General features: G+C 40.9%; 21 protein-coding genes and 3 tRNA genes. 17 read left to right on the top strand and 7 right to left on the bottom strand.

All coding sequences use genetic code 11. The annotated features are described in order from the left end of the window. Nucleotides 1-70 precede the first annotated feature (70 nt). Nucleotides 71-406 (bottom strand): hypothetical protein, encoded by a 336-nt coding sequence (locus F907_RS12850; RefSeq protein ID WP_016651624.1) that lies wholly within the window; start codon nt 404-406, stop codon nt 71-73. Nucleotides 407-707: 301 nt separating this feature from the next. Here F907_RS12850 and F907_RS12845 point away from each other — a divergent pair, with 301 nt between their 5' ends. The 3 genes from F907_RS12845 to F907_RS12835 all read left to right on the top strand — a co-directional run bounded on the left by F907_RS12845 (nt 708) and on the right by F907_RS12835 (nt 2,560). Beyond that, nucleotides 708-1,118, top strand: coding sequence for a J517_1871 family lipoprotein (locus F907_RS12845; protein WP_016651625.1), 411 nt, complete (start codon nt 708-710; stop codon nt 1,116-1,118). A 73-nt stretch (nt 1,119-1,191) separates the two neighbouring features. After that, nucleotides 1,192-1,815, top strand: coding sequence for a MarC family protein (locus F907_RS12840; protein WP_016651626.1), 624 nt, complete (start codon nt 1,192-1,194; stop codon nt 1,813-1,815). Nucleotides 1,816-2,038: 223 nt separating this feature from the next. Next, entirely contained in the window at nt 2,039-2,560 is a 522-nt protein-coding gene (locus F907_RS12835) for an acyl-CoA thioesterase (RefSeq protein WP_016651627.1), read from the top strand. Nucleotides 2,561-2,691: 131 nt separating this feature from the next. Here the strand turns inward: F907_RS12835 and F907_RS12830 are convergent, their stop codons facing one another. Beyond that, complete coding sequence (locus F907_RS12830; protein ID WP_005243545.1) at nt 2,692-2,880, bottom strand: hypothetical protein; 189 nt, start codon at nt 2,878-2,880, stop codon at nt 2,692-2,694. Between the two features lie 478 nt (nt 2,881-3,358). On the opposite strand from F907_RS12830, the gene F907_RS12825 reads away from it, so the two are divergent. From F907_RS12825 to pgaD, 7 genes are all read left to right on the top strand, one after another. Next, nucleotides 3,359-4,366, top strand: coding sequence for a CobW family GTP-binding protein (locus tag F907_RS12825; protein ID WP_016651628.1), 1,008 nt, complete (start codon nt 3,359-3,361; stop codon nt 4,364-4,366). 84 nt (nt 4,367-4,450) lie between these two features. Then, nucleotides 4,451-4,981, top strand: coding sequence for a YaeQ family protein (locus F907_RS12820; protein WP_016651629.1), 531 nt, complete (start codon nt 4,451-4,453; stop codon nt 4,979-4,981). A gap of 30 nt (nt 4,982-5,011) precedes the next feature. Beyond that, nucleotides 5,012-5,353: an FKBP-type peptidyl-prolyl cis-trans isomerase gene (locus F907_RS12815; protein ID WP_005269739.1), complete on the top strand. Its 342-nt coding sequence runs from the start codon at nt 5,012-5,014 to the stop codon at nt 5,351-5,353. Nucleotides 5,354-5,717: 364 nt separating this feature from the next. Beyond that, nucleotides 5,718-6,119: a hypothetical protein gene (locus F907_RS12810; protein ID WP_005243540.1), complete on the top strand. Its 402-nt coding sequence runs from the start codon at nt 5,718-5,720 to the stop codon at nt 6,117-6,119. A gap of 255 nt (nt 6,120-6,374) precedes the next feature. Beyond that, complete coding sequence (gene pgaB / locus F907_RS12805; protein WP_016651630.1) at nt 6,375-8,372, top strand: poly-beta-1,6-N-acetyl-D-glucosamine N-deacetylase PgaB; 1,998 nt, start codon at nt 6,375-6,377, stop codon at nt 8,370-8,372. 13 nt (nt 8,373-8,385) lie between these two features. Then, nucleotides 8,386-9,642 carry a poly-beta-1,6-N-acetyl-D-glucosamine synthase gene (gene pgaC, locus F907_RS12800; RefSeq protein ID WP_016651631.1) on the top strand — a complete coding sequence of 419 codons (1,257 nt, stop codon included), beginning with the start codon at nt 8,386-8,388 and terminating at the stop codon, nt 9,640-9,642. Between the two features lie 32 nt (nt 9,643-9,674). Next, nucleotides 9,675-10,091 carry a poly-beta-1,6-N-acetyl-D-glucosamine biosynthesis protein PgaD gene (pgaD, locus tag F907_RS12795; RefSeq protein ID WP_005269747.1) on the top strand — a complete coding sequence of 139 codons (417 nt, stop codon included), beginning with the start codon at nt 9,675-9,677 and terminating at the stop codon, nt 10,089-10,091. A gap of 141 nt (nt 10,092-10,232) precedes the next feature. On the opposite strand, the gene F907_RS12790 is transcribed toward pgaD, so the two are convergent. Further along, nucleotides 10,233-10,318 (bottom strand) — tRNA-Leu (locus F907_RS12790). Between the two features lie 213 nt (nt 10,319-10,531). On the opposite strand from F907_RS12790, the gene F907_RS12785 reads away from it, so the two are divergent. Beyond that, nucleotides 10,532-12,292 (top strand): alkaline phosphatase D family protein, encoded by a 1,761-nt coding sequence (locus F907_RS12785; RefSeq protein ID WP_016651632.1) that lies wholly within the window; start codon nt 10,532-10,534, stop codon nt 12,290-12,292. 125 nt (nt 12,293-12,417) lie between these two features. On the opposite strand, the gene F907_RS12780 is transcribed toward F907_RS12785, so the two are convergent. Continuing rightward, nucleotides 12,418-12,503 (bottom strand) — tRNA-Leu (locus F907_RS12780). Between the two features lie 8 nt (nt 12,504-12,511). Beyond that, nucleotides 12,512-12,585 (bottom strand) — tRNA-Cys (locus tag F907_RS12775). A 152-nt stretch (nt 12,586-12,737) separates the two neighbouring features. Between F907_RS12775 and folD the strand changes: the two genes are divergently transcribed. From folD to F907_RS12760, 3 genes are all read left to right on the top strand, one after another. Then, nucleotides 12,738-13,586, top strand: a complete 849-nt coding sequence (gene folD, locus F907_RS12770) for a bifunctional methylenetetrahydrofolate dehydrogenase/methenyltetrahydrofolate cyclohydrolase FolD (RefSeq protein ID WP_016651633.1) — start codon at nt 12,738-12,740, stop codon at nt 13,584-13,586. A 50-nt stretch (nt 13,587-13,636) separates the two neighbouring features. Next, nucleotides 13,637-14,305: a class I SAM-dependent methyltransferase gene (locus F907_RS12765; protein WP_016651634.1), complete on the top strand. Its 669-nt coding sequence runs from the start codon at nt 13,637-13,639 to the stop codon at nt 14,303-14,305. 160 nt (nt 14,306-14,465) lie between these two features. Next, nucleotides 14,466-14,750, top strand: coding sequence for a GNAT family N-acetyltransferase (locus tag F907_RS12760; protein ID WP_016651635.1), 285 nt, complete (start codon nt 14,466-14,468; stop codon nt 14,748-14,750). A 56-nt stretch (nt 14,751-14,806) separates the two neighbouring features. Here F907_RS12760 and F907_RS12755 read toward each other — a convergent pair whose 3' ends face one another. Then, nucleotides 14,807-15,229: a hypothetical protein gene (locus tag F907_RS12755; RefSeq protein WP_016651636.1), complete on the bottom strand. Its 423-nt coding sequence runs from the start codon at nt 15,227-15,229 to the stop codon at nt 14,807-14,809. A gap of 290 nt (nt 15,230-15,519) precedes the next feature. Here F907_RS12755 and glpK point away from each other — a divergent pair, with 290 nt between their 5' ends. The 3 genes from glpK to glpD all read left to right on the top strand — a co-directional run bounded on the left by glpK (nt 15,520) and on the right by glpD (nt 19,628). Continuing rightward, on the top strand, nt 15,520-17,034 hold the full coding sequence (glpK, locus tag F907_RS12750; protein WP_016651637.1) for a glycerol kinase GlpK: 1,515 nt from the start codon (nt 15,520-15,522) through the stop codon (nt 17,032-17,034). Between the two features lie 52 nt (nt 17,035-17,086). Then, nucleotides 17,087-17,845: a DeoR family transcriptional regulator gene (locus F907_RS12745; RefSeq protein WP_016651638.1), complete on the top strand. Its 759-nt coding sequence runs from the start codon at nt 17,087-17,089 to the stop codon at nt 17,843-17,845. Between the two features lie 262 nt (nt 17,846-18,107). Then, complete coding sequence (gene glpD / locus F907_RS12740; protein WP_005269759.1) at nt 18,108-19,628, top strand: glycerol-3-phosphate dehydrogenase; 1,521 nt, start codon at nt 18,108-18,110, stop codon at nt 19,626-19,628. An 80-nt stretch (nt 19,629-19,708) separates the two neighbouring features. On the opposite strand, the gene F907_RS12735 is transcribed toward glpD, so the two are convergent. Continuing rightward, the gene (locus F907_RS12735) at nt 19,709-21,871 is read right to left on the bottom strand and encodes a TonB-dependent siderophore receptor (protein ID WP_016651639.1); all 2,163 of its coding nucleotides are present in this window, start codon (nt 21,869-21,871) and stop codon (nt 19,709-19,711) included. Nucleotides 21,872-21,961: the final 90 nt, after the last annotated feature.

A 21,961-nucleotide genomic window follows, 5' to 3' on the forward strand; every position in this document is an offset into this window, starting at 1 on the left:
AAACCTAATAAATGTTTAGAAGTAATGTCAAAACTAAAACAAGCCTAAATATTATATTGGACGACAATGCTTAGAAAATTCTAGAGCTTCCAATATATTGTTTAGAGACATTATTTAAGGCGGTTAATATACGGCTAGTATCTTTCGTGCTTAATGCTTCATTCAGCTCACGCATATACGTTAAAATTTGTGCTTTTACTTTGTCTGCGAAAACTGGCGTCACAGCTTGATCTTCATAGAGTAGGACATAGTTTTTTGCAAAACCATAAATGAGAAACAAAGCGTTGTGTTCAAGTGGATGATCAGCAGCTACAATGACTTGTTCACATTGATGTTTTAATTGTTGGTAGGCATCCGTTCCATTTGGAAGAGTTTGAAACGTTTCAAATATAGATTGGAAATTCATTTGAATTACTCGCTCAAAAAGAAAATCTACAGATGATTGAACTAAAAATCAAGGAAAATTTATTATTTTTGATGATGAATTGTTTATGCAATGATTCAGATTATTTTGCTTTAAAGAATTAAATACTTTGTTAGCGGTTTTAGTTTTATCTCTGTACAAAACTTGAATATAACGGTGATCTCACAGATTTATTTAATGTTTTTTACATTTCCGATACTAGTCATATACATGCGGTACAAATCAAAAAAGTCCTTAATATGGGAAAATGGTAACAATTATTTGATTTTGATCGTTTTAGGTGATGGTTGTGAAGAATATTTTATTACCCGCGATTTTAGTATTGGGTTTGGTTGGTTGTACTTCGATCACGACGATGTCTCCTGCTCAATTTAACCAACTCAGTACAACACAGATTCCATTTTCAGGAAGTTGGACTGGTGAAGCGGGTGCTGCATCAGTTGCGTTAAGTCTGAACCGTCAAGGCAGTGGGATGCTGTGCATGGATGACCGTAAGGAAGTCATGTCTTATCAGGTAAAGTTGGTTGATAACACCCTATACAGTGATAAAGGGGTCAAGTTTAAAGTCAAAGAGTTGAACAACAGTAAGGCCAACATTCACATGAGCCTATTGGGATTAGGGGTTAATCTTGATCTGAATAAAGATGATTCGTTAAAGAATGCCACTGTAGGTTGTAAGCAAGCCCTAAATTAATTTTGTATTGCGATTCTAGACCTTGCCTGTGATTGCAGGCAGTTAACATTTTCCGCAGATTAAAGAGACCGTTATGTTTTCTCCTTATATTCATGCGTTTGCATTATTTTTCTCATTGCTCAATCCCTTCCTGATGAGCGTCTATATGGTGGGGATGATTCGTAATACAGATGCGAAGATATTTAGTAGGGCCTTGATTCAGGGAAGTCTGATTGCTTTCGGGGTATTTATTCTCTTTGCTTGGGGTGGGGAGAATATCTTTAGTCGCTATTTGAATGTCCGTTTTGAATCTTTCCAGATTTTTGGTGGTTTAATTTTCTTGGTCATTGGTTATCGCTATGTGTTCCAAGGTGCTGAAACGATTGGTGAGATGCGCGGCGCGCCTGAGCATTTAGCTGGGACGATTGCCATGCCTTTTATGATTGGCCCAGGTACCATTAGTGCGGCCGTTGTGACTGGGGTGAGTGTACCTTTTACTGGTGCAATGGCGGTTATTGCACTTACCCTGATTTTGACTTGTAGTATTTTGATTCTGATGAAATTTGGTCATGATCATTTGCGCTATAAGCATGCAAAATACATTGACCGCTATTTTGATATTGTTGGGCGTTTATCAGCACTGCTGATTGGTACAATTGCCATTGATATGATTGTGAATGGTATTGTGGGTTTGATTCGCTCAGCTAATCTTGGTTAGGAGACATTTTCTCGTTGCACTGAAGAGATTGGATCAGCTTTTATTCGATTTGTGCTTTTCATCAGCGCATTTCTATCAGATAAAAGCACTTCAATGTCATTATTTTGAATAAAATCATAGAAAGATCATAAAAATAATTGATGATGTTTTAGCGCTTTACGCATATTTTTATACGCGTGAATAAAGGATAATAAAGACGTTACAGTCTCTATGAGTTCTCTCCATGTATCAATTAGATCAAGCTAACCAAGCACCTGACGATCAGTCAGCGTTGACGATGACTGTTTTGATGACACCTGATATGGCTAATTTTTCAGGTAATGTTCATGGTGGAACAATTTTGAAGTTACTTGATCAAGTCGCTTATGCCTGCGCAAGCAGATACTCGGGCAGTTATGTCGTGACTTTATCTGTTGATCGTGTCAATTTTAAAGAGCCAATTTATGTGGGTGAACTGGTTACTTTCCTTGCCAGTGTGAATCATGTTGGGCGCACCTCGATGGAAATTGGTATCCGTGTAGAAGCACAAAATATTCAAAAAAGAACCATACGACACACCAACACCTGTTATTTCACCATGGTTGCTGTTGATGAGCAACGTAAGCCGAAAGAAGTTCCGCCATTAAATCTGGATACTGAATGGAAACGTTGTCGTTTTGAAGCCGCGGAGCAACGTAAGGCAACGCGTTTGCAAGAAGTTCATCAACCTTCATGCAGTATGTTTAAAAAATCGACGCAGTGTTAAATAATTATCTATGCGCTAAAAATAAAGATCGAACCGCAGCATGGTTCGATCTTTTTTTACATTTGTAATGAAATAAGCGTTAAGTCATTACAAATGTGGGTCTAAAGGTCTGGAGGAACCTTAAGATCGGTTTAGTTTGTTGGTGCAGGAGTAGATGCTGGTGCTTCAGTCGCAGTGGCATCAGTTGCAGCTTGAGTTTCAGGTTGTTCTTGAGTTGAAACAACAACTTTATCTTCAGTTTGAGCCTCTACAGGTGCTGCAAATGTCGATGCTGCTGCAAGTGTAAGCGTCGTCGCAAGAAGTGTTTTGATAAGTTTCATGTTTGGCATCCTTTATTTCATTTAAAATAACAGCCTCAATAAAATGATTTAGAGCATCTAAATCGCTTATTCGGCATGAGGTTCATGCTATGTGCCAAACGCTGATGCGGCAATATTCTTAACAATCTATTACGTCAATCTTAACAATATGAAATATTGAATCGCCTTATGTAGTTTCTATGTAAAACATCATGAAGAAATTAAGGATGAAAATGTATGAAAATATGTTTTTTCGATTAAAAAGTAACCTTATTTTTTACGCGTTTAAACATTCAATTAAGTTTTATTAAAAACGAATAATTGAATAAATCACTTATATTTAAAATATAAATAAGATTTTTAGATTTACTTTGTGATGGGTGTCTCTTTATTGGTATTTAATGCCGTTTTAGTTGGGTTGAGTGCGCTATTTTCTACTTTATTTTATTTCATTCATTTTTCTCTTTAGAATGAAATAAATTCTTAATGCGAGTTGCCCGTGAAGTTTGTTGCTCCCAAAACAGTTCCCACCCATATTATTTCTGGCTTTTTAGGAGCGGGTAAAACCACATTGTTGCAGCATTTATTGACCCAAAAACCAGAGCAGGAAGTCTGGGCAATCCTGATGAACGAGTTTGGGCAAATTGGGGTGGACCAACAACTGATTACACAACGACCCGGCTATGCAGTAAAAGAGTTATTAGGTGGGTGCTTGTGTTGCAGTAGTCAACTGCCCATGCAAATCGCATTGGCTCGTTTACTGAGTGAAACTAAGCCTGATCGTTTATTCATTGAACCAACGGGTTTAGGGCATCCTGCACAATTATTAGAACAACTGACGGAACCACATTGGCAAAATAGCTTGGCGATGCGGGCATTGGTGATTGTGGTCGATGGCAGCCGCTTACATGATCAGGACTGGGTAGCGCAGAATTTATATCGTGATCAATTAAAAGCTGCACAAATTGTGGTGTTGTCACATACGGACTGCATGACAGCAGCAGACCATCAGGCCTATACAGCCTTAAAACAAGAATATGAAACGTATGTCCAACACTGGATCGAAGCTGAACATGGGCAAGTGCAGATGCAGCAGATTGATATTGTCCAGCAACCGTTGCAACGCAAGATTCAACCATTACTCAAGTTGCAACAAGCACAGCTCGCTGCTGAGCAACTGCCAGAGATAAAGCAGCTTCCTTATCATTATGTTGAAATGGCTCAAGGGTATACGGTAGCAGGCTGGAAGTTACCTAAGCGTTGGCAATTCAACTTTTATGATCTGTTGGATCTGCTATGTGCTCAGCAGGACTGGCTAAGGATCAAAGGTATATTTAATACCGATCAGGGGTGGAAAAGTTTTAACTTTAATCCGCAGCAATTTAACTATCAGTCTGCCGAAGAGGGTATTGATAACCGAATTGAGATTATTGGCCAATCAGCACAGGATTGGCTGTTATTTGAAACACAATTATTGAGTTGTCGGATTGATCAGATTAATGGCTAAGATGATCAAAGCACACATTCTTGTTGAAAAAATAGAGTATGCTTAGCGCCAAATTTGAGTACACCGTATTGAAGAGTATCGTTTATGGCGTTAAAAGCAACAATATATAAGGCAGATTTGAATATTGCCAATATGGATGAGCACATCTATGCCGATTATCAGCTCACACTTGCTCAGCATCCTTCTGAAACCATTGAACGTTTAATGGTTCGTATTCTGGCTTATGCACGTTATGCCGATGAGCGTTTAGAATTTACCAAAGACTTATTTGAAACAGATGAGCCAGCGTTATGGCAAAAAGACCTGACTGGACTGTTAGAGAAATGGATTGAAGTCGGTTGTCCGTCTGAAGATAAAGTGAAAAAGGCCAGTGCACGTTGTAAACAGGTTGCAGTGGTGACCTACGGCTCTCAAGCTGATGATTGGTGGCAGAAAAACACCAAGATTAAAACCTTGAGTAATGTGCAAGTGTGGCAATTGGCCCCACAAACGACACAAGCACTTGAGGGCTTATGTGAGCGAACCATGCAGTTACAGCTTAATATTATGGATGGTGAATGGACCTTGTTAAGTGACCAAGGCCAAGTCGACATTCAATGGCAGCAATTGCAATAATTTTAGTTTGAGTGATCTGGAGAGATATTGATGAGCACAGAATTAGAAATCATTGATTTAAAAGTGGGTGAAGGTAAAGAGGCGGTTCGTGGCGCTTTAATTACCACGCATTATACGGGATGGTTGGAAGATGGAACCAAGTTTGACTCATCTTTAGATCGTGGCAGTTATTTTGAGACCGTGATCGGAACTGGTCGTGTGATTAAAGGCTGGGATCAGGGCATTATGGGCATGCGTGTGGGTGGAAAGCGTAAACTGATTGTACCGGCTCATCTGGCTTATGGTTCTCGTAAAATGGGGAAGATCATTCCAGCCAATGCCAATTTGACTTTTGAAATTGAGCTTTTTGATGTAAAAACACGCGACGAATAACATTTCGCACCGGTTAAAATTCAAGTGATTTGGTTGAGTTTGTCAACAAAATCACTTTAAAATCATAAGTATAAGTTGATATTGTAGATTGTATAATAAGATTCTGATTTTAAAACTATTTCTTTTATCTGAATTTTATTACAGGCCATGAAAAAAATATTGCTTCTACATACAGTCCTGTATATCTTTGAGTTGAAAGGGCAATTTTCCGATCAGCTTTAATTTTGAACAGCCATGTGCTATTTCAAGCGTCTGGAACATTGCTCTTTGGGTGACTAGAAGTGGATTGGGGTGAATCCTTGATAGCAACCTATTATAAAAATGTGACATAAGTAAGATAAAAATTGAGTGAGTAGAGGCTGATATGAATGATTATCTGGATATCACGGCATCGGAATTATTAAGAGAGTTGGATCATTTTTTTCTGATAGATACCCATGACGGTGCGCAAACAGGCTTTTGGGTCAATGAAAAAGCATTGACTGATAAACATTATTGGATGGATGGGAATTATAAAGTTGAAATTCTCAGGTCATTGCAACCATCACATCAATATGCTCCCCATGACTATAAAATCACCCGTTTAGCTTTGGGTGAGAATGACACGAATGTTGTGTTATTGGACTATGATGGAGTGCATAAAAGAATCCAAACCTTTCGTCGAGGAGAATGGGTGAATCGTTTGAATAAGTATTTTTATCAAAAAGAGCGTCATTATTTACAGCAGCTCGCCGATCATCCCAACTTTCAGTCAATTCAGTATTAATGGATCGTTGTCTTTGTTTTGCCTCTAATCTTGATGAAATAGATTTGAGGCCAATCATCTCGTTAAAATATATTCAGTTAAAGTGTGATTGATTTCATAAAAAATATATTTAAGTTTATTTTCAGTTTTTAAAATTATAAATACAATCCTTAGTTCTAGCTGACCATTCAAAAATATCTTATCAGTCCATTAAACTGTAAGATGATAAAGGCATGATCTGCGATCATTGAATTCCAATCTTGAGACGATATCTCTATGACAACACGTTTCGTGTCTCCGACCTTAAAAGTTTTTCTTGGTCTCGTATTTGGGGCAGTTGCCTGCTCCACGGCTGTTGCGGCGAATTCGCAAATTGATGCAACCACATTAACCGTCATTGGATATCATGAAATCACGGATCGAAAAGATGCCTTGATCCCAAGTTATGCGGTTACAGCAAAACAGTTTGATGAGCATATTGATTGGTTGAAAAAGAATGGTTATCACTTTATTAATGTGGATCAGCTGATCAAGGCCCATCAAGGGAAATATAAGTTGCCGACTAAGCCTGTGTTATTGACGGTGGATGATGGTTATCAGTCTTTTTATCAAAATGCCTATCCAGTTATTCGGGCAAAAAAGATCCCAGTCGTTTTGGCTGTGGTTGGTTCGTGGCTAGAGCCCAAAGCAGGGCAGAAAGTTGATTTTGGTGGCGAGCTGATCGAGCGGAATAAAATCCTGAGTTGGGATGAGCTGAAGGAAATGCAAAGCAGTGGCTTGGTTGAAATCGCCAGCCATAGCTATCATTTACATCAAGGGGTGAATGGTAATCCGCAAGGAAATTCAGAACCTGCTGCGATCACCCGTATTTATGATCCTAAAACCAAAAGCTATGAAAGTGATGCTGCCTACCAAGCTCGAGTTTATCAGGATCTGAAAAAAAATAATGACTTACTAAAAGCACATGGCTTACGTTCACCACGTGTCATGGTCTGGCCTTATGGCCGCTATAATATGCAGCTGGTACAAATATCTAAACAGTTGGGGATGCCGATTACCATTACTTTGGATGATGGGGCAGACCATGCCAAGCAATCGCTGCAAAATATGAGTCGTATTTTGATTCAAGGGAATATGTCGACTACAGCCTTGGCACAAGAGATTAAAAACCGTGAACTGAATCTAAATGACAATAATCGACCGCAAAAAATTATGCATGTCGATTTGGACTATATTTATGATCCAGATGTAAAACAGCAAGAGCGTAACTTAGGTAATCTGATCGATCGTATTAATGGCATGGGCGTGAATACCGTTTATTTACAAGCCTTTTCTGATCCTGATGCGAATGGTTCTGCTGATATGGTGTATTTCCCGAATCGCCATATTCCAATGCGTGCAGACTTATTTAACCGTGTCGCTTGGCAGATTCAAACACGTACACCTGTACAGCGTTTATATGCCTGGATGCCACTGTTGGCATGGGAACTACCAAAATCGGATCCTGTATCTAAAGATTTGGTCGAAACCCAGCAAGCCAAAGCAGGTGAGCATTTGAATATGGGCTATATTCGCTTAAGTCCATTCTCACCAGAAGCGCGTCAAACCATTAAAGAGATTTATCAGGACTTAGCGAAATCGACACCGTTTGATGGTTTGTTATTCCATGATGATGTGACTTTGTCTGATTATGAAGATGCGAGCCCAGAAGCCTTAGCGGCCTATGCCAAACAAGGTTTGCCAACAGATTTGGCCAAGATTCGTGACAACGATGCAGATTTACAGAAATGGACAGCCTATAAAACCCGTTATCTCGATGACTTTGCCATGGAGCTGGCAGGGGAAGTACGTCAATATCAACCCTTCCTCATGACAGCACGTAATCTCTATGCACAGGTGGCTTTAAATGCTTATGCAGAAAACTGGTATGCACAATCTCTGGAACAATCCTTAAATCGTTATGACTTTACTGCGATTATGGCAATGCCATATATGGAACAATCGGATAATCCAACCAAGTTTTATACAGATATTCTCAATCGTGTGAAGCAATATCCGAACGGCATTAAAAAGACCGTGATGGAGTTGCAGGCAGTAAACTGGCGCAATGATCAAAAAGTTCCATCTGAAGAAATGGCTGCGACGATCAAGTCTTTATATGAGCAAGGTGCAATGCACGTGGCGTATTATCCAGACGATCCGATCAAAGGACATCCAGATGTAGAAACCATGCATAAGGCTTTTAGTCTAAAATCATCTCAATTAGTACCATAGTCGAGTAATGTAGATGAGTTGGATTGCTTTATTGTGGTCATACGCCATTAAGTTTGTTTTTTACTATCCATTATTTATGTCGTATTTATGGATGGTCGGGGCAATCATTTTTTACTGGAAAGAGCGCCAAGACCCGCCATATCAGCAACCTGCGGCGTTGCCTGAGTATCCGAAAGTTGCGGTATTGGTACCGTGCTTTAATGAAGGTGATAATGCAGAAGAAACCATTAGTCATGCACTTAAGTTGGACTATCCAAATTTTGAAGTGATTGCGATTAATGATGGCAGCTCTGACAATACAGGTGAGGTGCTTGACCGCTTAGCCACTCAGTATGAAAAATTACGAGTTGTACATTTGGCGCAAAACCAAGGCAAGGCGATGGGGCTACAAGCGGGTAGCTTGATGACAGATGCTGAATTTTTGATTGGAATTGATGGGGATGCGTTACTGGATCCCTATGCTGCTAAATGGATGATGCGCCACTTTTTGGAAGACCCAACAGTCGCGGCAGTCACGGGTAATCCACGTATTCGTACACGTTCGACCTTATTGGGGCGAATTCAGGTTGGGGAGTTTTCTTCAATTGTCGGCATGATTAAGCGTGCTCAGCGAACCTTTGGTCGTCTATTTACAGTTTCTGGTGTAATTACGGCCTTCCGTAAAAGCGCCGTGCATCAGGTCGATTATTGGTCGCCGAATATGCTGACTGAAGACATTGATATTACCTGGAAACTACAACGTGCAGGTTGGGATGTACGCTTTGAACCAAATGCCTTGGTGTGGATCTTAATGCCTGAAACCTTAAATGGTTTGTGGAAGCAGCGTTTGCGCTGGGCTATGGGTGGGGCACAGGTACTGATTAAGAATATTGATGTTTTCCTTAAACCCAAACTTAATTTTTTATGGCCATTGATGTTTGAGTTGTGTTTAACGCTCGTTTGGTCATATTTAATGCTTATAATGGCTGTGATCTGGTTATTGCATTTTATCTTTGCGATTCCAGCCCTTGCCGTGGTGAGTTCACCATTTTTACCATATGGTAGTGGAATTTTATTAGGTGCGACCTGTTTAATTCAGTTTGCTTTAAGCAAATGGATGGATAGTCGTTATGAACCAAACCTCGGGAAAAATTATTATTGGATGATTTGGTACCCTTTTGTGTTTTGGTTGATCACGATTACTGCTACAATCGTCGCCTTTCCAAAGGTGCTGTTGCGTAATGATGAGAAGCGTGCCCGTTGGATTAGCCCAGATCGTGGAATTCGTTGAATCGAAAGATTCATTTTGCTGAGTAAAAAGCAATGAAAGCAGACAGTTTGATTATTGATGTACGCCGCCAGCTGCCATGGCATAAACGTTATTTTTCAACGACAACAACCGCAATGATGTGGGCGGGTTGGTTGTTGTTGTGGCGTCCATTTATTTTGGTGTGGGTGTTGGTTGAGTTACAAAAAACGCATATCGCGCAGCGTTTAATGACAGCCTTTGGTGATGGGATTGAACATGGTGTTACCGCACTATTCATGTGTGCAATTGCATTATTATTATGGAGTTTTTTGCCTGCAAAACGTGTACACCAAAAGCATGCAGTAGAAAAAACCTTACCCGATTATGCGCGTTATTTTGAATTGCCTGAGCAAGAGATTCAGGTAGGACGTCAGCAGAAAGTTAGCATCGTGCATCATGATGAGAATGGTAAGATTATTCGCGTAGAATAAGTTGATTGATTTAAATCAAAAAATATCGAATGCCTTAATATTTATTAAGGCATTTTTTTATGCATGATTGTTAAATTTTAGGTATAAAAAAACCAGCTTACGCTGGATTTTTATTTGCACCATATTTCATTTGCTGAAAAATGGTGCCCGAGGCCAGACTCGAACTGGCACGCTTTGTGGGCGGGGGATTTTAAATCCCCTGTGTCTACCGATTTCACCACTCGGGCATGTGCGCAATGATAGAGGACACATTAAAACTTGGCAAGTGTAAAACAGACTATTTGCTTTCTTTTCAATCAATTCATGTGTTTATCTGATGAAAATTAAGCACTGTCATATAACTTTCATGATTCTTTCATCAAACTGAGATCAAAGTTTCATCTACACGGATTAATTTAAGTCATTTATTTATAGTGATAAAAGTTAAGGTAGCTATCCAAATGACAGCAAAAATTTCACGACGGGAACTCATTCAAAAAAGTCTATTCGGTTTCGGGGCGTTATCTATATCTGCGGGATTTACAGGCTGTAATGACAGTTCGGATAAAGAAACAGCAGTATTACAAGTGAACTTTGAACACGGAGTGGCTAGTGGGGATCCTTTGCAAGATCGAGTGATCTTATGGACACGTTTAACACCAAGTGACAGTAGTGCGCGTTTACAAGTGACTTGGGAAATTGCGCTAGACTTGCAATTCAAGCAAATTATTAAAACTGATAAAGTTACGACTGCGGCAGCCCAAGATTTTACTGTGAAAGTAGATGCGACAGGTTTAAAACCGGATCAAAGTTATTTCTATCGCTTTAGCTTTGGCGATAAGTTTTCACCCATTGGACAGACCAAGACCTTACCAACCAGTACCTCAAAGGTAAGTTTTGCGGTGTGTTCATGTTCCAACTATCCAGCAGGCTATTTCTATGTGTATCGTGAAATGGCCAAGCAAAATGTTGATGTGGTTATTCATCTGGGAGACTATATTTATGAATATGGTGCAGATGGCTATGCAGCAGAAGATGCGGCTAAATTGGGGCGTACACTTGCAGCTGACAACAATAAGGAAATCATCAAACTAGATGATTATCGCAAACGTTATGCGCTGTATCGTAAAGATAAAGACTTGCAAGCATTGCATCATCGTCACCCATTTATTGTGATTTGGGATGATCATGAGTTAGCCAATGATGCTTGGCGCGATGGGGCTGAAAACCATCAGCCAAACGAAGGGCCATTCCTTGATCGTAAGCTCGCTGCTTTACAGGCTTATTTCGAATGGATGCCAATCCGTCCTGTGGATGAACAACACACCAAGATTTATCGCCAGTTCGATTTCGGTAATCTGGTTCAATTGACCATGCTGGATACGCGTATTATTGCGCGTGATGAACAGTTGGACTATGCCAATTATATGACGGCTACAGGTTTGGATATTGCCAGATTTCAGGCTGATCTAACCAACCCAGCACGTACTTTAATGGGGTATACCCAACGAGACTGGTTGATTGGTAAGTTACAGCAGTCAAATGCAGCATGGAATGTACTCGGTCAGCAGATTCTGATGACCAAGATGTTGGTTCCAGCGGAATTGCTACTGGCTTTGGCTGAAATTACTGCGGGTAATCCGAGTACGGACACTTTAAATAAAATGAATGACCAAATCACTGAATTAGTAAAATTGAAAATTCGATTATTACAAGGTGATCCGAATTTAACAGCACAAGAAAAAGCGCGTGTATTGACTGTTGCACCTTATAATCTGGATGCGTGGGATGGTTATTTTGCTGAGCGTGAGATTGTGTATGGTGCCTTGGCACAGTTAAAGAAAAAGGTGGTGGTGCTGGCGGGGGATACTCATAATGCTTGGTCGTCAAACTTATACAGCAAAGACGGGGTATTTGTTGGGGTGGAGTTGGCAACCAGTTCAGTGTCTTCACCGGGTCTGGAAAAGTATTTAAATATTCCACTTGCACAATTACAGCAGTTTGAATTTGCATTCACGACCTTGATTGATGAGTTGAATTACTGCAACTTAAATCAGAGAGGCTATTTGATTGTTCAATTTGATGCTGCACAAGTGCAATCACAATGGATTTATGTCGATTCGATCAAAAAACCTGAATATGTGATTGATACAAGCCGTGGTTATCAGTTGGTTTTAGATAAAAACTTACTGCCAGTAAAAACGGGGCAGCAAGTGGCTTAAAGTTAAAAAAGCGAGGGAAGGCCAAGTCAATGTACTTGGCTTTTTTATTTTGATCTAAATTTTAGGCATAAAAAAACCAGCTTACGCTGGATTTTTATTTGCACCATATTCCATTTTCTGAAAAATGGTGCCCGAGGCCAGACTCGAACTGGCACGCTTTGTGGGCGGGGGATTTTAAATCCCCTGTGTCTACCGATTTCACCACTCGGGCTTTACCAATGGAGGCGGAGGTCGGAATCGAACCGGCGTACACGGAGTTGCAGTCCGCTGCATGACCACTCTGCCACCCCGCCATCTCTTGGTGATGCACATATTAGCAATCTTTAAAAAAAAAACAATAGTGTTTTTCGCGAATATGCACATAAAAACAACATCTAAAAGAATATTGCTCAAATTATCATGTATTATTTACGCAATTGATTCATACCCACTTTGGAGATGCGCTGTGGCATTGGTTTTAGACGGTCGTGCATTAGCAAAACAAATTGAAACGGATTTGTTGGTACGTGTAGAAGCTTTAAAAGCAAAATCGGGGCGTACCCCAATCTTGGCAACGATCTTGGTGGGTGATGATGGTGCATCTGCAACGTATGTGCGTATGAAAGGTAATGCGTGTCGTCGTGTTGGTATGGACTCGCTGAAAGTTGAGTTGCCAAAAGAAACTACAACTGAGCAGTTATTGGCTGAAATTGAAAAATTAAATGCCAATCCAGATGTACACGGCATTTTGTTGCAACATCCAGTGCCTGAACAAATTGATGAAAGAGCATGTTTTGATGCGATTGCACTGGAAAAAGATGTAGATGGTGTGACTTGTTTAGGTTTTGGTCGTATGGCAATGGGCGAAGCTGCTTATGGCTCTGCGACGCCAGCAGGTATTATGACCATCTTGCAAGAAAACAAGATTGAAATTGCAGGTAAACATGCTGTTGTTGTTGGTCGTTCAGCAATTCTGGGTAAACCAATGGCGATGATGTTGTTACAAGCCAATGCAACCGTCACGATTTGCCACTCACGTACGCAAAATCTTGCCGACTTTGTAAAACAAGCCGATATTATTGTTGGCGCAGTGGGTAAGGCTGAATTGATTCAAAAAGACTGGATCAAGCAAGGTGCGGTTGTGGTTGATGCAGGTTTCCATCCACGTGATGGTGGTGGCGTTGGTGATATCCAATTAGTTGGTATCGAAGTGGTTGCTTCTGCTTATACGCCTGTTCCAGGTGGTGTAGGTCCAATGACGATCACCACCTTGATTCGTCAAACTGTAGAAGCTGCTGAAAAAGCATTAGCGTAAAAATGATTAATAACCCCTCGCGAAGAGGGGTTTTTTAGAACTAAACAAATATGAGCTGTACTTTTCAATTTGCAAAAGCACCTGAGCAATTGCTTAAAGCATTGCATGAGGTGATTCCAAACACCGATTTGCTGGCACAACAATTACCTGAAACGCCGATTTCACTCTGGCTGATTCCACCCGTCTTCCCAACCGATCGCTTAGATGATGAAGTCATCCGAAGAATCTGGAATGAAACGCCATACTGGATCTTTTGCTGGGCCTCAGGTTTGGCGATGGCACAATGGCTGTTGGCAGAACCGCATCATGTCAAAGATAAGGTGGTGTTGGATTTTGGAGCGGGTTCTGGTGTGGTGGCAATTGCCGCAAAAATGGCGGGTGCCAAGCGGGTGATTTGCTGTGATATTGATCCAGTCAGTCTTGCATCATGCCGTGAAAATGCATTGTTAAACGATGTTGAACTTGAATATCTGGATGATTTGTATCAGTCCGAGCCAGTCGATGTGTTATTGGCAGCAGATGTGCTGTATGACCAGTCCAATCGTTTCTTTCTGGATGAGTTTTTAAAGTTTGCACCTGAAGTATGGGTGGCGGATAGCCGTGTCAAAAACTTTAGTCATCCACAATATCTCAAAATTGATGAGCGTAGTGCAACGACTTGGCCTGATTTGGATGAAGCCAAAGAGTTTCGAAATGTCAGTTTTTATCGGACTAAATAAGTCAGGTCATACCACCGAGAAAGATGAAAATCACTGGATCAAGCAATAAAAATCTTAACAAAACAATCTGAAACACCATGTTAAAACATTGAGTGAAAGAGCGACATGATAAGTTTTAATTTTATTGAGTGAAAACGGCGAAAAGCAAAAGGAGCATGGTATGACTATTCAGCAGTCTGATGATAGTAAACACGGCACATTTCAGTTATTTGAAGGCGAAGTGTTGGCAGGAGAAATGGCCTATACTTGGGCTGGCGATGAGATGTTGATTATTGATCACACCGATGTGAATGAGGATTTTCGCGGTCAGGGAGTGGTGCGTAAGCTTCTTGATGAATTGATCACTTTTGTGCGTGAGCGTCAGGTGAAAGTAATTCCCTTATGTCCTTTTGCTAAATCTGTATTTGATAAGGATCCATCGATTCGTGATGTGTTAAAAGTATAAAAATAAGTATGGATGTATTCAGTTTTGGATACATCCACTTAGATTGAACAAAACAATCAAGAACAAGTATAACGAACTACTTTAAGTGTGCTTGGACGCGTTTCAAGTGCCTGACGTGTTGCATAGCCTTCAGTATTATTCAAATCTGGCGAATTAGATAAGCCAAATGTTGTGCGGCTATTACCGATTTTTACACCATATTGCTCTTGTTGGGTTGGATTGACGATTTCATTGACACTCAATACTGCAAGTTTATAGGTTTTGTCTGCACCTAAAATTTGCTTGCAGGCATGTTGTAGTTTTTTCTCATCTAGATCGCTATTACTACGTGCCGCAAGGGTATAAGCAACAGTCGCGGAAGTGGCAGTTTTATTTTCAATTTGATAGCCCGTTGTGCCATTGTATTGATGTGGACTACTTTGACAGGCTGCAAGAACAAGAGCACCGCTCATAATTAACAATAAATTGGTTTTTTTCATATCAATGATCCTGTTATTTCTGCTTTTAGTATCGCATAAAATAAGTTTTTTATTGTGAGGAATCTTTAAAACACAGGCTATTCATCGTTTTTTAGCTTCAAATATAAAGAAAGAATTTTCGTTTTCGAACAATTTTGCATATAATCTGCCAAGTTTTTTATTTAATACAGAAGTCATTGCTTTTTTGCAGTATTGGAGCCCGTTTTTTAACGGGCATTTAATTTATTGCAGCACAGGGTTTGTTGAAATGTTACTTAGCCCTCAATTAAGCAAGTCTGGATAGGTATGTCATGATCTCTACAGATAGTCAAAAGAAATACGTGGTTGCATTTGACCAAGGTACAACGAGTTCACGTGCGATCGTGTTGGATCACGATGCGAATGTCATCAGTATTGCTCAGCGTGAGTTTACGCAAATTTACCCGCAGCCAGGTTGGGTTGAGCATGATCCAATGGAAATCTGGGCGACTCAAAGCGCCGTATGGGTTGAAGCTTTGGCGCAAGCAGGTATTTCTAGCGAGCAAATTGCAGCAATTGGGATCACTAATCAACGTGAAACCACGGTGATTTGGGATAAGCAGACCGGCAAGCCTATTTATAATGCAATTGTATGGCAAAGTCGTCAAAGCAATGAAATTTGTAATCAACTGCGTCAAGACGGTTGGCAGGATTACGTGCATAAAGTAACAGGTCTGGTGCTTGATCCGTATTTCTCGGCAACTAAAATCAAGTGGATTTTAGACCGTGTGGAAGGTAGCCGTGAACGTGCAGAACGTGGTGAGTTGCTATTTGGTACGATTGATACCTGGTTACTTTGGAAATTGACTAATGGTCAAGTGCATGTCACTGACTATACCAATGCTTCACGTACGATGTTATTCAATATCGAGACTTTGCAGTGGGATGACAAACTTCTTGAAGCGTTAAACATTCCAAAAGCGATGTTACCAGAGGTACGTAGTTCTTCCGAAATCTATGGTTATACCCATACCATTAGCGGACAAGAGATCGGAATTCCGATTGCAGGTATTGCAGGTGATCAACAAGCTGCGCTATTTGGGCAAATGTGTGTGGAAGTGGGCCAAGCAAAAAATACCTATGGTACGGGTTGCTTCTTGCTGATGAACACAGGCAAACGTATTGTTCAGTCTGATCATGGTTTATTGACCACAATCGCGTGTGGTCCACGCGGTGAAGTGAACTATGCATTGGAAGGTGCGGTATTCAATGGTGGTTCTTGTGTACAGTGGTTGCGTGATGAACTCAAGGCGATTAATGATTCGCATGATTCTGAATACTATGCAACCAAAGTCAAAGACAGCAATGCGGTCTATGTAGTACCTGCATTTACTGGTTTAGGTGCACCTTATTGGGATCCTACCGCACGTGGTGCAATCTTGGGGATTACTCGCGGTGTCAGCATCGAACACATTATTCGTGCAACGCTTGAGTCGATTGCTTATCAAACCCGTGATGTTCTGGATGCCATGCAGCAGGATTCGGGTGAAAAGTTACGTACCTTACGTGTTGATGGTGGTGTCACTGCCAATAATTTCTTGATGCAATTCCAAGCTGACATTATGGGAACTTCAGTAGAACGTCCTGCAATGAAAGAAACCACGGGGATGGGTGCGGCATTCTTGGCAGGTTTGGCGGTCGGTTTCTGGTCGGATTTGAATGAATTGAAGAGTAGAATGACGATCGAAAACACCTTTGTGCCAGAGTGCAGTCAAGATGTGACTGAGAAACTTTATAAAGGTTGGTTAAAAGCAGTCGGACGCACTCGTGATTGGGCGGAAGATTAAGCTAAAATAGCCCCAATTTAAGCGGACTTAAAACAACACAGGATGGATGAGCATGAGCTTGATACTACGCCAACAGAAAACCCTCGAGTTAGTGAGAGAACGTGGCTATATCAGTATTGAAGAACTTGCTCAACATTTTGATGTTACCCCACAGACGATTCGCCGTGATATCAATCAATTGGCAGATGAGGGTTTGCTCCGTCGCTATCATGGTGGGGCGGCGCATGATTCGAGTGTAGAAAACACTGAATATACAATGCGTGTTGGGCATATGCTGGAACAAAAAAGAATGATTGCAGCCGCAGTGGCTGCTGCCGTTCCTGATTATGCCTCTTTATTTATTAATATTGGGACCACAACTGAAGCCATTGCACATGCTTTGTTGAATCACACGGGTTTAAGGATTATTACCAATAATCTTAATGTCGCCAAAATCCTCAGTACCAAAGAAGATTTTGAAGTCTTGATTGCCAGTGGGCGTGTTCGTCCAGATGGCGGAGTCATTGGTCAGGCGACTGCGGACTTCTTTAAACAGTTTAAAGCAGACTATGCACTGGTCGGGATTAGTGGAATTGAGGAAGACGGTACGTTACTCGATTTTGATTTTCAGGAAGTGTGTGTGTCTCAGGAAATTGTATCAAGCGCACGTCAGGTGTTTCTTGCGGCAGATAGCAGTAAATTTGGCCGTAATGCCATGATTCGTTTGGGTTCTTTAAAACAGGTTAATTGTATTTTTACCGATCAACAGCCGAACGAAGAATTTATGAAAACAATCCGTGAATTAGAGGTTGCTCTGGTTGTTGCCGAATAGATTTTCACTTTCGAAAAATTGTTACTTTTCTTGAGCCGAGTGTATTTGGCTCAGGCATATTTAAATCAAAATAATGTTGTAAGCTTGAGCAGTCTTTACATTGCTCAATTGTGATCTTTTTGAATACATCTATTTTCAGTTTTGATTATTTATCTAAAAATGCCTATAAATTGGCATTTTTTTGACTGTTTTTTGTTGTTTATTTTCATTTTGCATGCTTTAATGTTCGTTATTGAACAATAATGAAAATTTGCGGTGACTTATGCAAACTTCTCCTCAGTCAAATGACAAAATTTACGACCTAGCTGTGATTGGTGGTGGTATCAACGGTGTTGGTATTGCCGCAGATGCTTCGGGTCGAGGCTTATCTGTATTCCTATGTGAAAAAGATGATCTAGCCAGCCATACCTCTTCTGCAAGCAGTAAGTTGATTCATGGTGGTTTACGTTATCTTGAACATAAAGAGTTCCGTCTTGTACGCGAAGCCTTGGCCGAGCGTGAAGTGTTATTGGCAAAAGCACCGCATATTATTCGACCAATGCGTTTTATCATGCCGCATCGTCCACACTTGCGTCCAGCTTGGCTAATTCGTACAGGATTGTTCTTCTACGATCATTTGGGTAAACGTGAAAAGTTATTGGGTTCAAATAATGTCTATTTTAAAGAAGACAGCCCATTAAACTCGGCGATTACGCGTGGTTTTGAATACTCAGATTGTGCTGTTGATGACTCTCGTTTAGTGGTGCTCAATGCAATGCATGCCCGTGAAAAGGGTGCTGACATTGTGACGCGTACCCGCTGTTTATCGGCACAACGCGAAGGGCAGTACTGGGTTGTTGACTTGGAAAATGCACAAGGCCAGTTCCAGATTAAAGCCAAGGCTTTGGTGAATGCGGCGGGTCCGTGGGTTGCACAGTTTATTAAGCAAGATTTGCAGCTTAAATCACCCTATGGCATTCGCTTGATTCAAGGTAGCCATATTATTGTGCCGAAGCTGTATGAAGGTGATAAAGCCTTTATTATGCAGAATGATGACCGTCGTATTGTGTTCGCAATTCCGTATTTAGACCAATACACCATGATTGGTACGACGGATCGTGAATACCAAGGTGATCCAGCACAAGTGAAAATTACGCAAGAAGAAATTGATTACTTAATTGAAGTGAGTAATGCACACTTTAAGAATCAATTGACGCAAGCGGATATTATTTCGACTTTTGCAGGCGTGCGTCCACTGTGTGATGATGAGTCGGATAATCCATCTGCGATTACGCGTGACTATACTTTAGCGCTGTCAAAAGAGGGTGATGAGCAAGCGCCATTACTTTCGGTTTTTGGTGGTAAGTTAACCACGTATCGTAAGCTGGCAGAATCTGCAATGCAGCAATTAAAGCCATTCTTCCCTGAAATGAAGGGGAGCTGGACGGCAACAGAAGCATTGCCTGGCGGTGAAAATATGGAGTCGGCTGAGCAGCTGGCAAAAGAAATTCGCGCACAAGTTACAGATGCTTCAGAAGCTTTAGCGAAACGTTGGGCATCTGCTTATGGCTCACGTATCTGGAATATTTTGGGCGAAGCAACCTCGGTTGAACAGCTGGGTCAGTATTTTGGCCAAGGCTTATATGCAAAAGAAGTCGACTATTTGTGTGGTTCTGAATGGGTAACGAACAGTCAGGATATCTTGTGGAGACGTTCTAAACTCGGTTTGAACTTTGCGCAAAATGAAATTGAAAACCTAGATGCTTATTTGGCAAATAAACCAAACACTACGGTTGCTGCTTAAAAGTTATTGATAAAAAAGCCCCTTGTCCATGCATAGACAAGGGGCTTTTTTATTTTTTGTTTGGGCTAAACCTTTACAGTTTAGTATTTAAACTTGAGTGCAACGGTGTAGTTTGCTGGCTCACCATAAAAGGATTGACCATCGGTAAAGCTATTTAGATATTTTTTATTGGTCACATTGTCGGCATTGGCTTGAATGCTGAAACGCGGGTTAACTTCATAGCTTGCCATTAAATTGATCAGTGCATAATCGCTTTGTTGAAGATAAGTGGCATAGGTAGGGTCTAAACGACTGATTTTACTTTGCCATTTTAAACCGGCACCAACTTTCAGTTTTGGTAACTGTGTTGGAGAGTAGGTGGTGAGGAGGTTAAAGCTTTGTGTCGGGTTGTAGGTTCTGGCTGCACCGCCATTTTTTAAATCTTGTAAGCTAAATTGAGTGTAACCCAGAGAAACATTGACTTGATCGGTTAACTGACCAGCCAAACCAACTTCTACACCCTGTGAGCGTAGGTCGCTGATTGCGACTTTACGGTTAAGTGGATTGCCATCCGTAGCGCGTAGCGGATAGTTATTTTCTTCCGTTCTGAAAATGGCCAGTGTTCCCGTTAACTTGTCATCTAGCCATGAGCTTTTGAATCCAAGTTCGTAACTTTTTCCTTTGATTGGATCTGCGACTTTGCCCGTCGCTTCATCAACTGAGGTCTGTGGTCTAAAAATAGAGGTATAACTCATATAACCTGTATATTCAGGAGTGAAGTTATAGGTAAGGCCTGCATAAGGTGAAACTTTACTTTCACTATAATTCATTGGTGCATTATAGCTTGAGCCTTCACTTTTGGCCTGAACATAGTTTGCGCCTAAGGTTAATTTGAGGTCGTCATTCAGATGAAGGCGTGTGGCTGCATAAACCGATTGGTTGCGTTGCGTATAGTCAGCTGTTTGAGAAAAATTAGACCAACTTACGCTGCTGGGTGTCCAACTCGCCCAATCGGTTGTATAGGGGCTATTGTCAACATAGCTGATATTGCTATCCAGAAGTGTTCCTTTTTTCTCATGGTCATTTTGATGACTTTTGGAGAAGGTATAGCCAACAATTGCTTCATGTTCGCGATTGAATAGGTCGAATTTACCTTGCAAATTAAAATCGGCGGTATGTAGTTTATTGTTTTCCAGAAAGCCACTTGGAGTGAGTGAAATACCTGAACCATCTGCTTTAGGGTAGCCATAATAGTAGAGTAGCTGGCTTTGGCGATCTTTTTCGTTATAGTTATAGCTTAGATTGGCAGACCATGTTTCTAAGAATTTTTGCTTTAACTCAATGAAGGCATTGCGTGACGTGTTGTCCCAGTAAGCCCAATCTGGATTTGGGTTATAAGAGCGGTCATAACTGATTTGTTTGCCTGAAGCATCCATGAGCGGGAGCGCACCCCAATTGTTGGCATTAGGCTTGTTTTTTTCTTGACTGGCGCCGATGGTCAATAGTGTCTGGTCCGTAATATCAGCTTCTATAACCCCTGCAATCCCATTTTTCTCAGATGAATAACGGTCTAAATAGGAATGACCTGTTTGCTCGAATCCAGACAGACGGCCACGAATATTTGAAGAGAGGCTGCCAGAGACATCGGCCTCGTAGCGTTGGGTATCCCATGAACCATAGCTTAAACCTGCATTGGCTTGGAATTCTTTGGTTGGGCGTTTGCGAATATAGTTGATGGTCGCACTTGGATCACCAAATGCATTGGTCAGTGCATCTGCACCTTTGATGACTTCTATGCGGTCATAGAAGTAACTATCTGGATTGGTGTCATTATAGTTCCAGCCACTCGCAGGAAATCCAACCCCATCGACCAAAATATTTGAAATTTCGAAACCCCGTGCCATATACACTGAGCGGTCAGTTTCGGCAGAGTTGACGATAACACCAGGCGTGTTATTTAAAATATCTCTAGAGCTGGTTAAGCCAAAATCTTCAATTTGTTGACGTGTCACCACATTAATGGTTTGAGGTGTTTCTTTGGCTTCAATATTGAGTTTAGTGGCGCTGGCGCTGTTTTTAATCTTGTATGCCTGAGTTTTTTCACTATTATCATCGTCATGTGTAGCTTGCACTTTGATGCTTGGGAGTTGTTGTGATCCCTCGTCTAGCGCATGACTATATGAGCTAATGGAGATTAATCCTGAGATTGCCAAAAAGAGAGGGGTACGTTTAAAAAAGGGGGAGAGGCCCATGTTTACAACCATGTAAATGAGAAATATTATTATTACAATTATTATTAATGTTTATTGAGTTTGCAATTTATTTCACTGTGGGGTTGATGGGAATAGTTGTAT

Source organism: Acinetobacter colistiniresistens (genome assembly GCF_000413935.1).
GTDB lineage: Bacteria > Pseudomonadota > Gammaproteobacteria > Pseudomonadales > Moraxellaceae > Acinetobacter > Acinetobacter colistiniresistens.

Excerpts from the sequence above, each read along its gene's own strand:
- F907_RS12850 (WP_016651624.1), bottom strand. The coding sequence starts at position 406 with ATGAATTTCCAATCTATATTTGAAACGTTTCAAACTCTTCCAAATGGA.
- F907_RS12845 (WP_016651625.1), top strand. The coding sequence starts at position 708 with ATGGTTGTGAAGAATATTTTATTACCCGCGATTTTAGTATTGGGTTTG.
- F907_RS12840 (WP_016651626.1), top strand. The coding sequence starts at position 1,192 with ATGTTTTCTCCTTATATTCATGCGTTTGCATTATTTTTCTCATTGCTC.
- F907_RS12835 (WP_016651627.1), top strand. The coding sequence starts at position 2,039 with ATGTATCAATTAGATCAAGCTAACCAAGCACCTGACGATCAGTCAGCG.
- F907_RS12830 (WP_005243545.1), bottom strand. The coding sequence starts at position 2,880 with ATGAAACTTATCAAAACACTTCTTGCGACGACGCTTACACTTGCAGCA.
- F907_RS12820 (WP_016651629.1), top strand. The coding sequence starts at position 4,451 with ATGGCGTTAAAAGCAACAATATATAAGGCAGATTTGAATATTGCCAAT.
- F907_RS12815 (WP_005269739.1), top strand. The coding sequence starts at position 5,012 with ATGAGCACAGAATTAGAAATCATTGATTTAAAAGTGGGTGAAGGTAAA.
- F907_RS12810 (WP_005243540.1), top strand. The coding sequence starts at position 5,718 with ATGAATGATTATCTGGATATCACGGCATCGGAATTATTAAGAGAGTTG.
- pgaB (WP_016651630.1), top strand. The coding sequence starts at position 6,375 with ATGACAACACGTTTCGTGTCTCCGACCTTAAAAGTTTTTCTTGGTCTC.
- pgaC (WP_016651631.1), top strand. The coding sequence starts at position 8,386 with ATGAGTTGGATTGCTTTATTGTGGTCATACGCCATTAAGTTTGTTTTT.
- pgaD (WP_005269747.1), top strand. The coding sequence starts at position 9,675 with ATGAAAGCAGACAGTTTGATTATTGATGTACGCCGCCAGCTGCCATGG.
- F907_RS12785 (WP_016651632.1), top strand. The coding sequence starts at position 10,532 with ATGACAGCAAAAATTTCACGACGGGAACTCATTCAAAAAAGTCTATTC.
- F907_RS12765 (WP_016651634.1), top strand. The coding sequence starts at position 13,637 with ATGAGCTGTACTTTTCAATTTGCAAAAGCACCTGAGCAATTGCTTAAA.
- F907_RS12760 (WP_016651635.1), top strand. The coding sequence starts at position 14,466 with ATGACTATTCAGCAGTCTGATGATAGTAAACACGGCACATTTCAGTTA.
- F907_RS12755 (WP_016651636.1), bottom strand. The coding sequence starts at position 15,229 with ATGAAAAAAACCAATTTATTGTTAATTATGAGCGGTGCTCTTGTTCTT.
- glpK (WP_016651637.1), top strand. The coding sequence starts at position 15,520 with ATGATCTCTACAGATAGTCAAAAGAAATACGTGGTTGCATTTGACCAA.
- F907_RS12745 (WP_016651638.1), top strand. The coding sequence starts at position 17,087 with ATGAGCTTGATACTACGCCAACAGAAAACCCTCGAGTTAGTGAGAGAA.
- glpD (WP_005269759.1), top strand. The coding sequence starts at position 18,108 with ATGCAAACTTCTCCTCAGTCAAATGACAAAATTTACGACCTAGCTGTG.
- F907_RS12735 (WP_016651639.1), bottom strand. The coding sequence starts at position 21,871 with ATGGTTGTAAACATGGGCCTCTCCCCCTTTTTTAAACGTACCCCTCTC.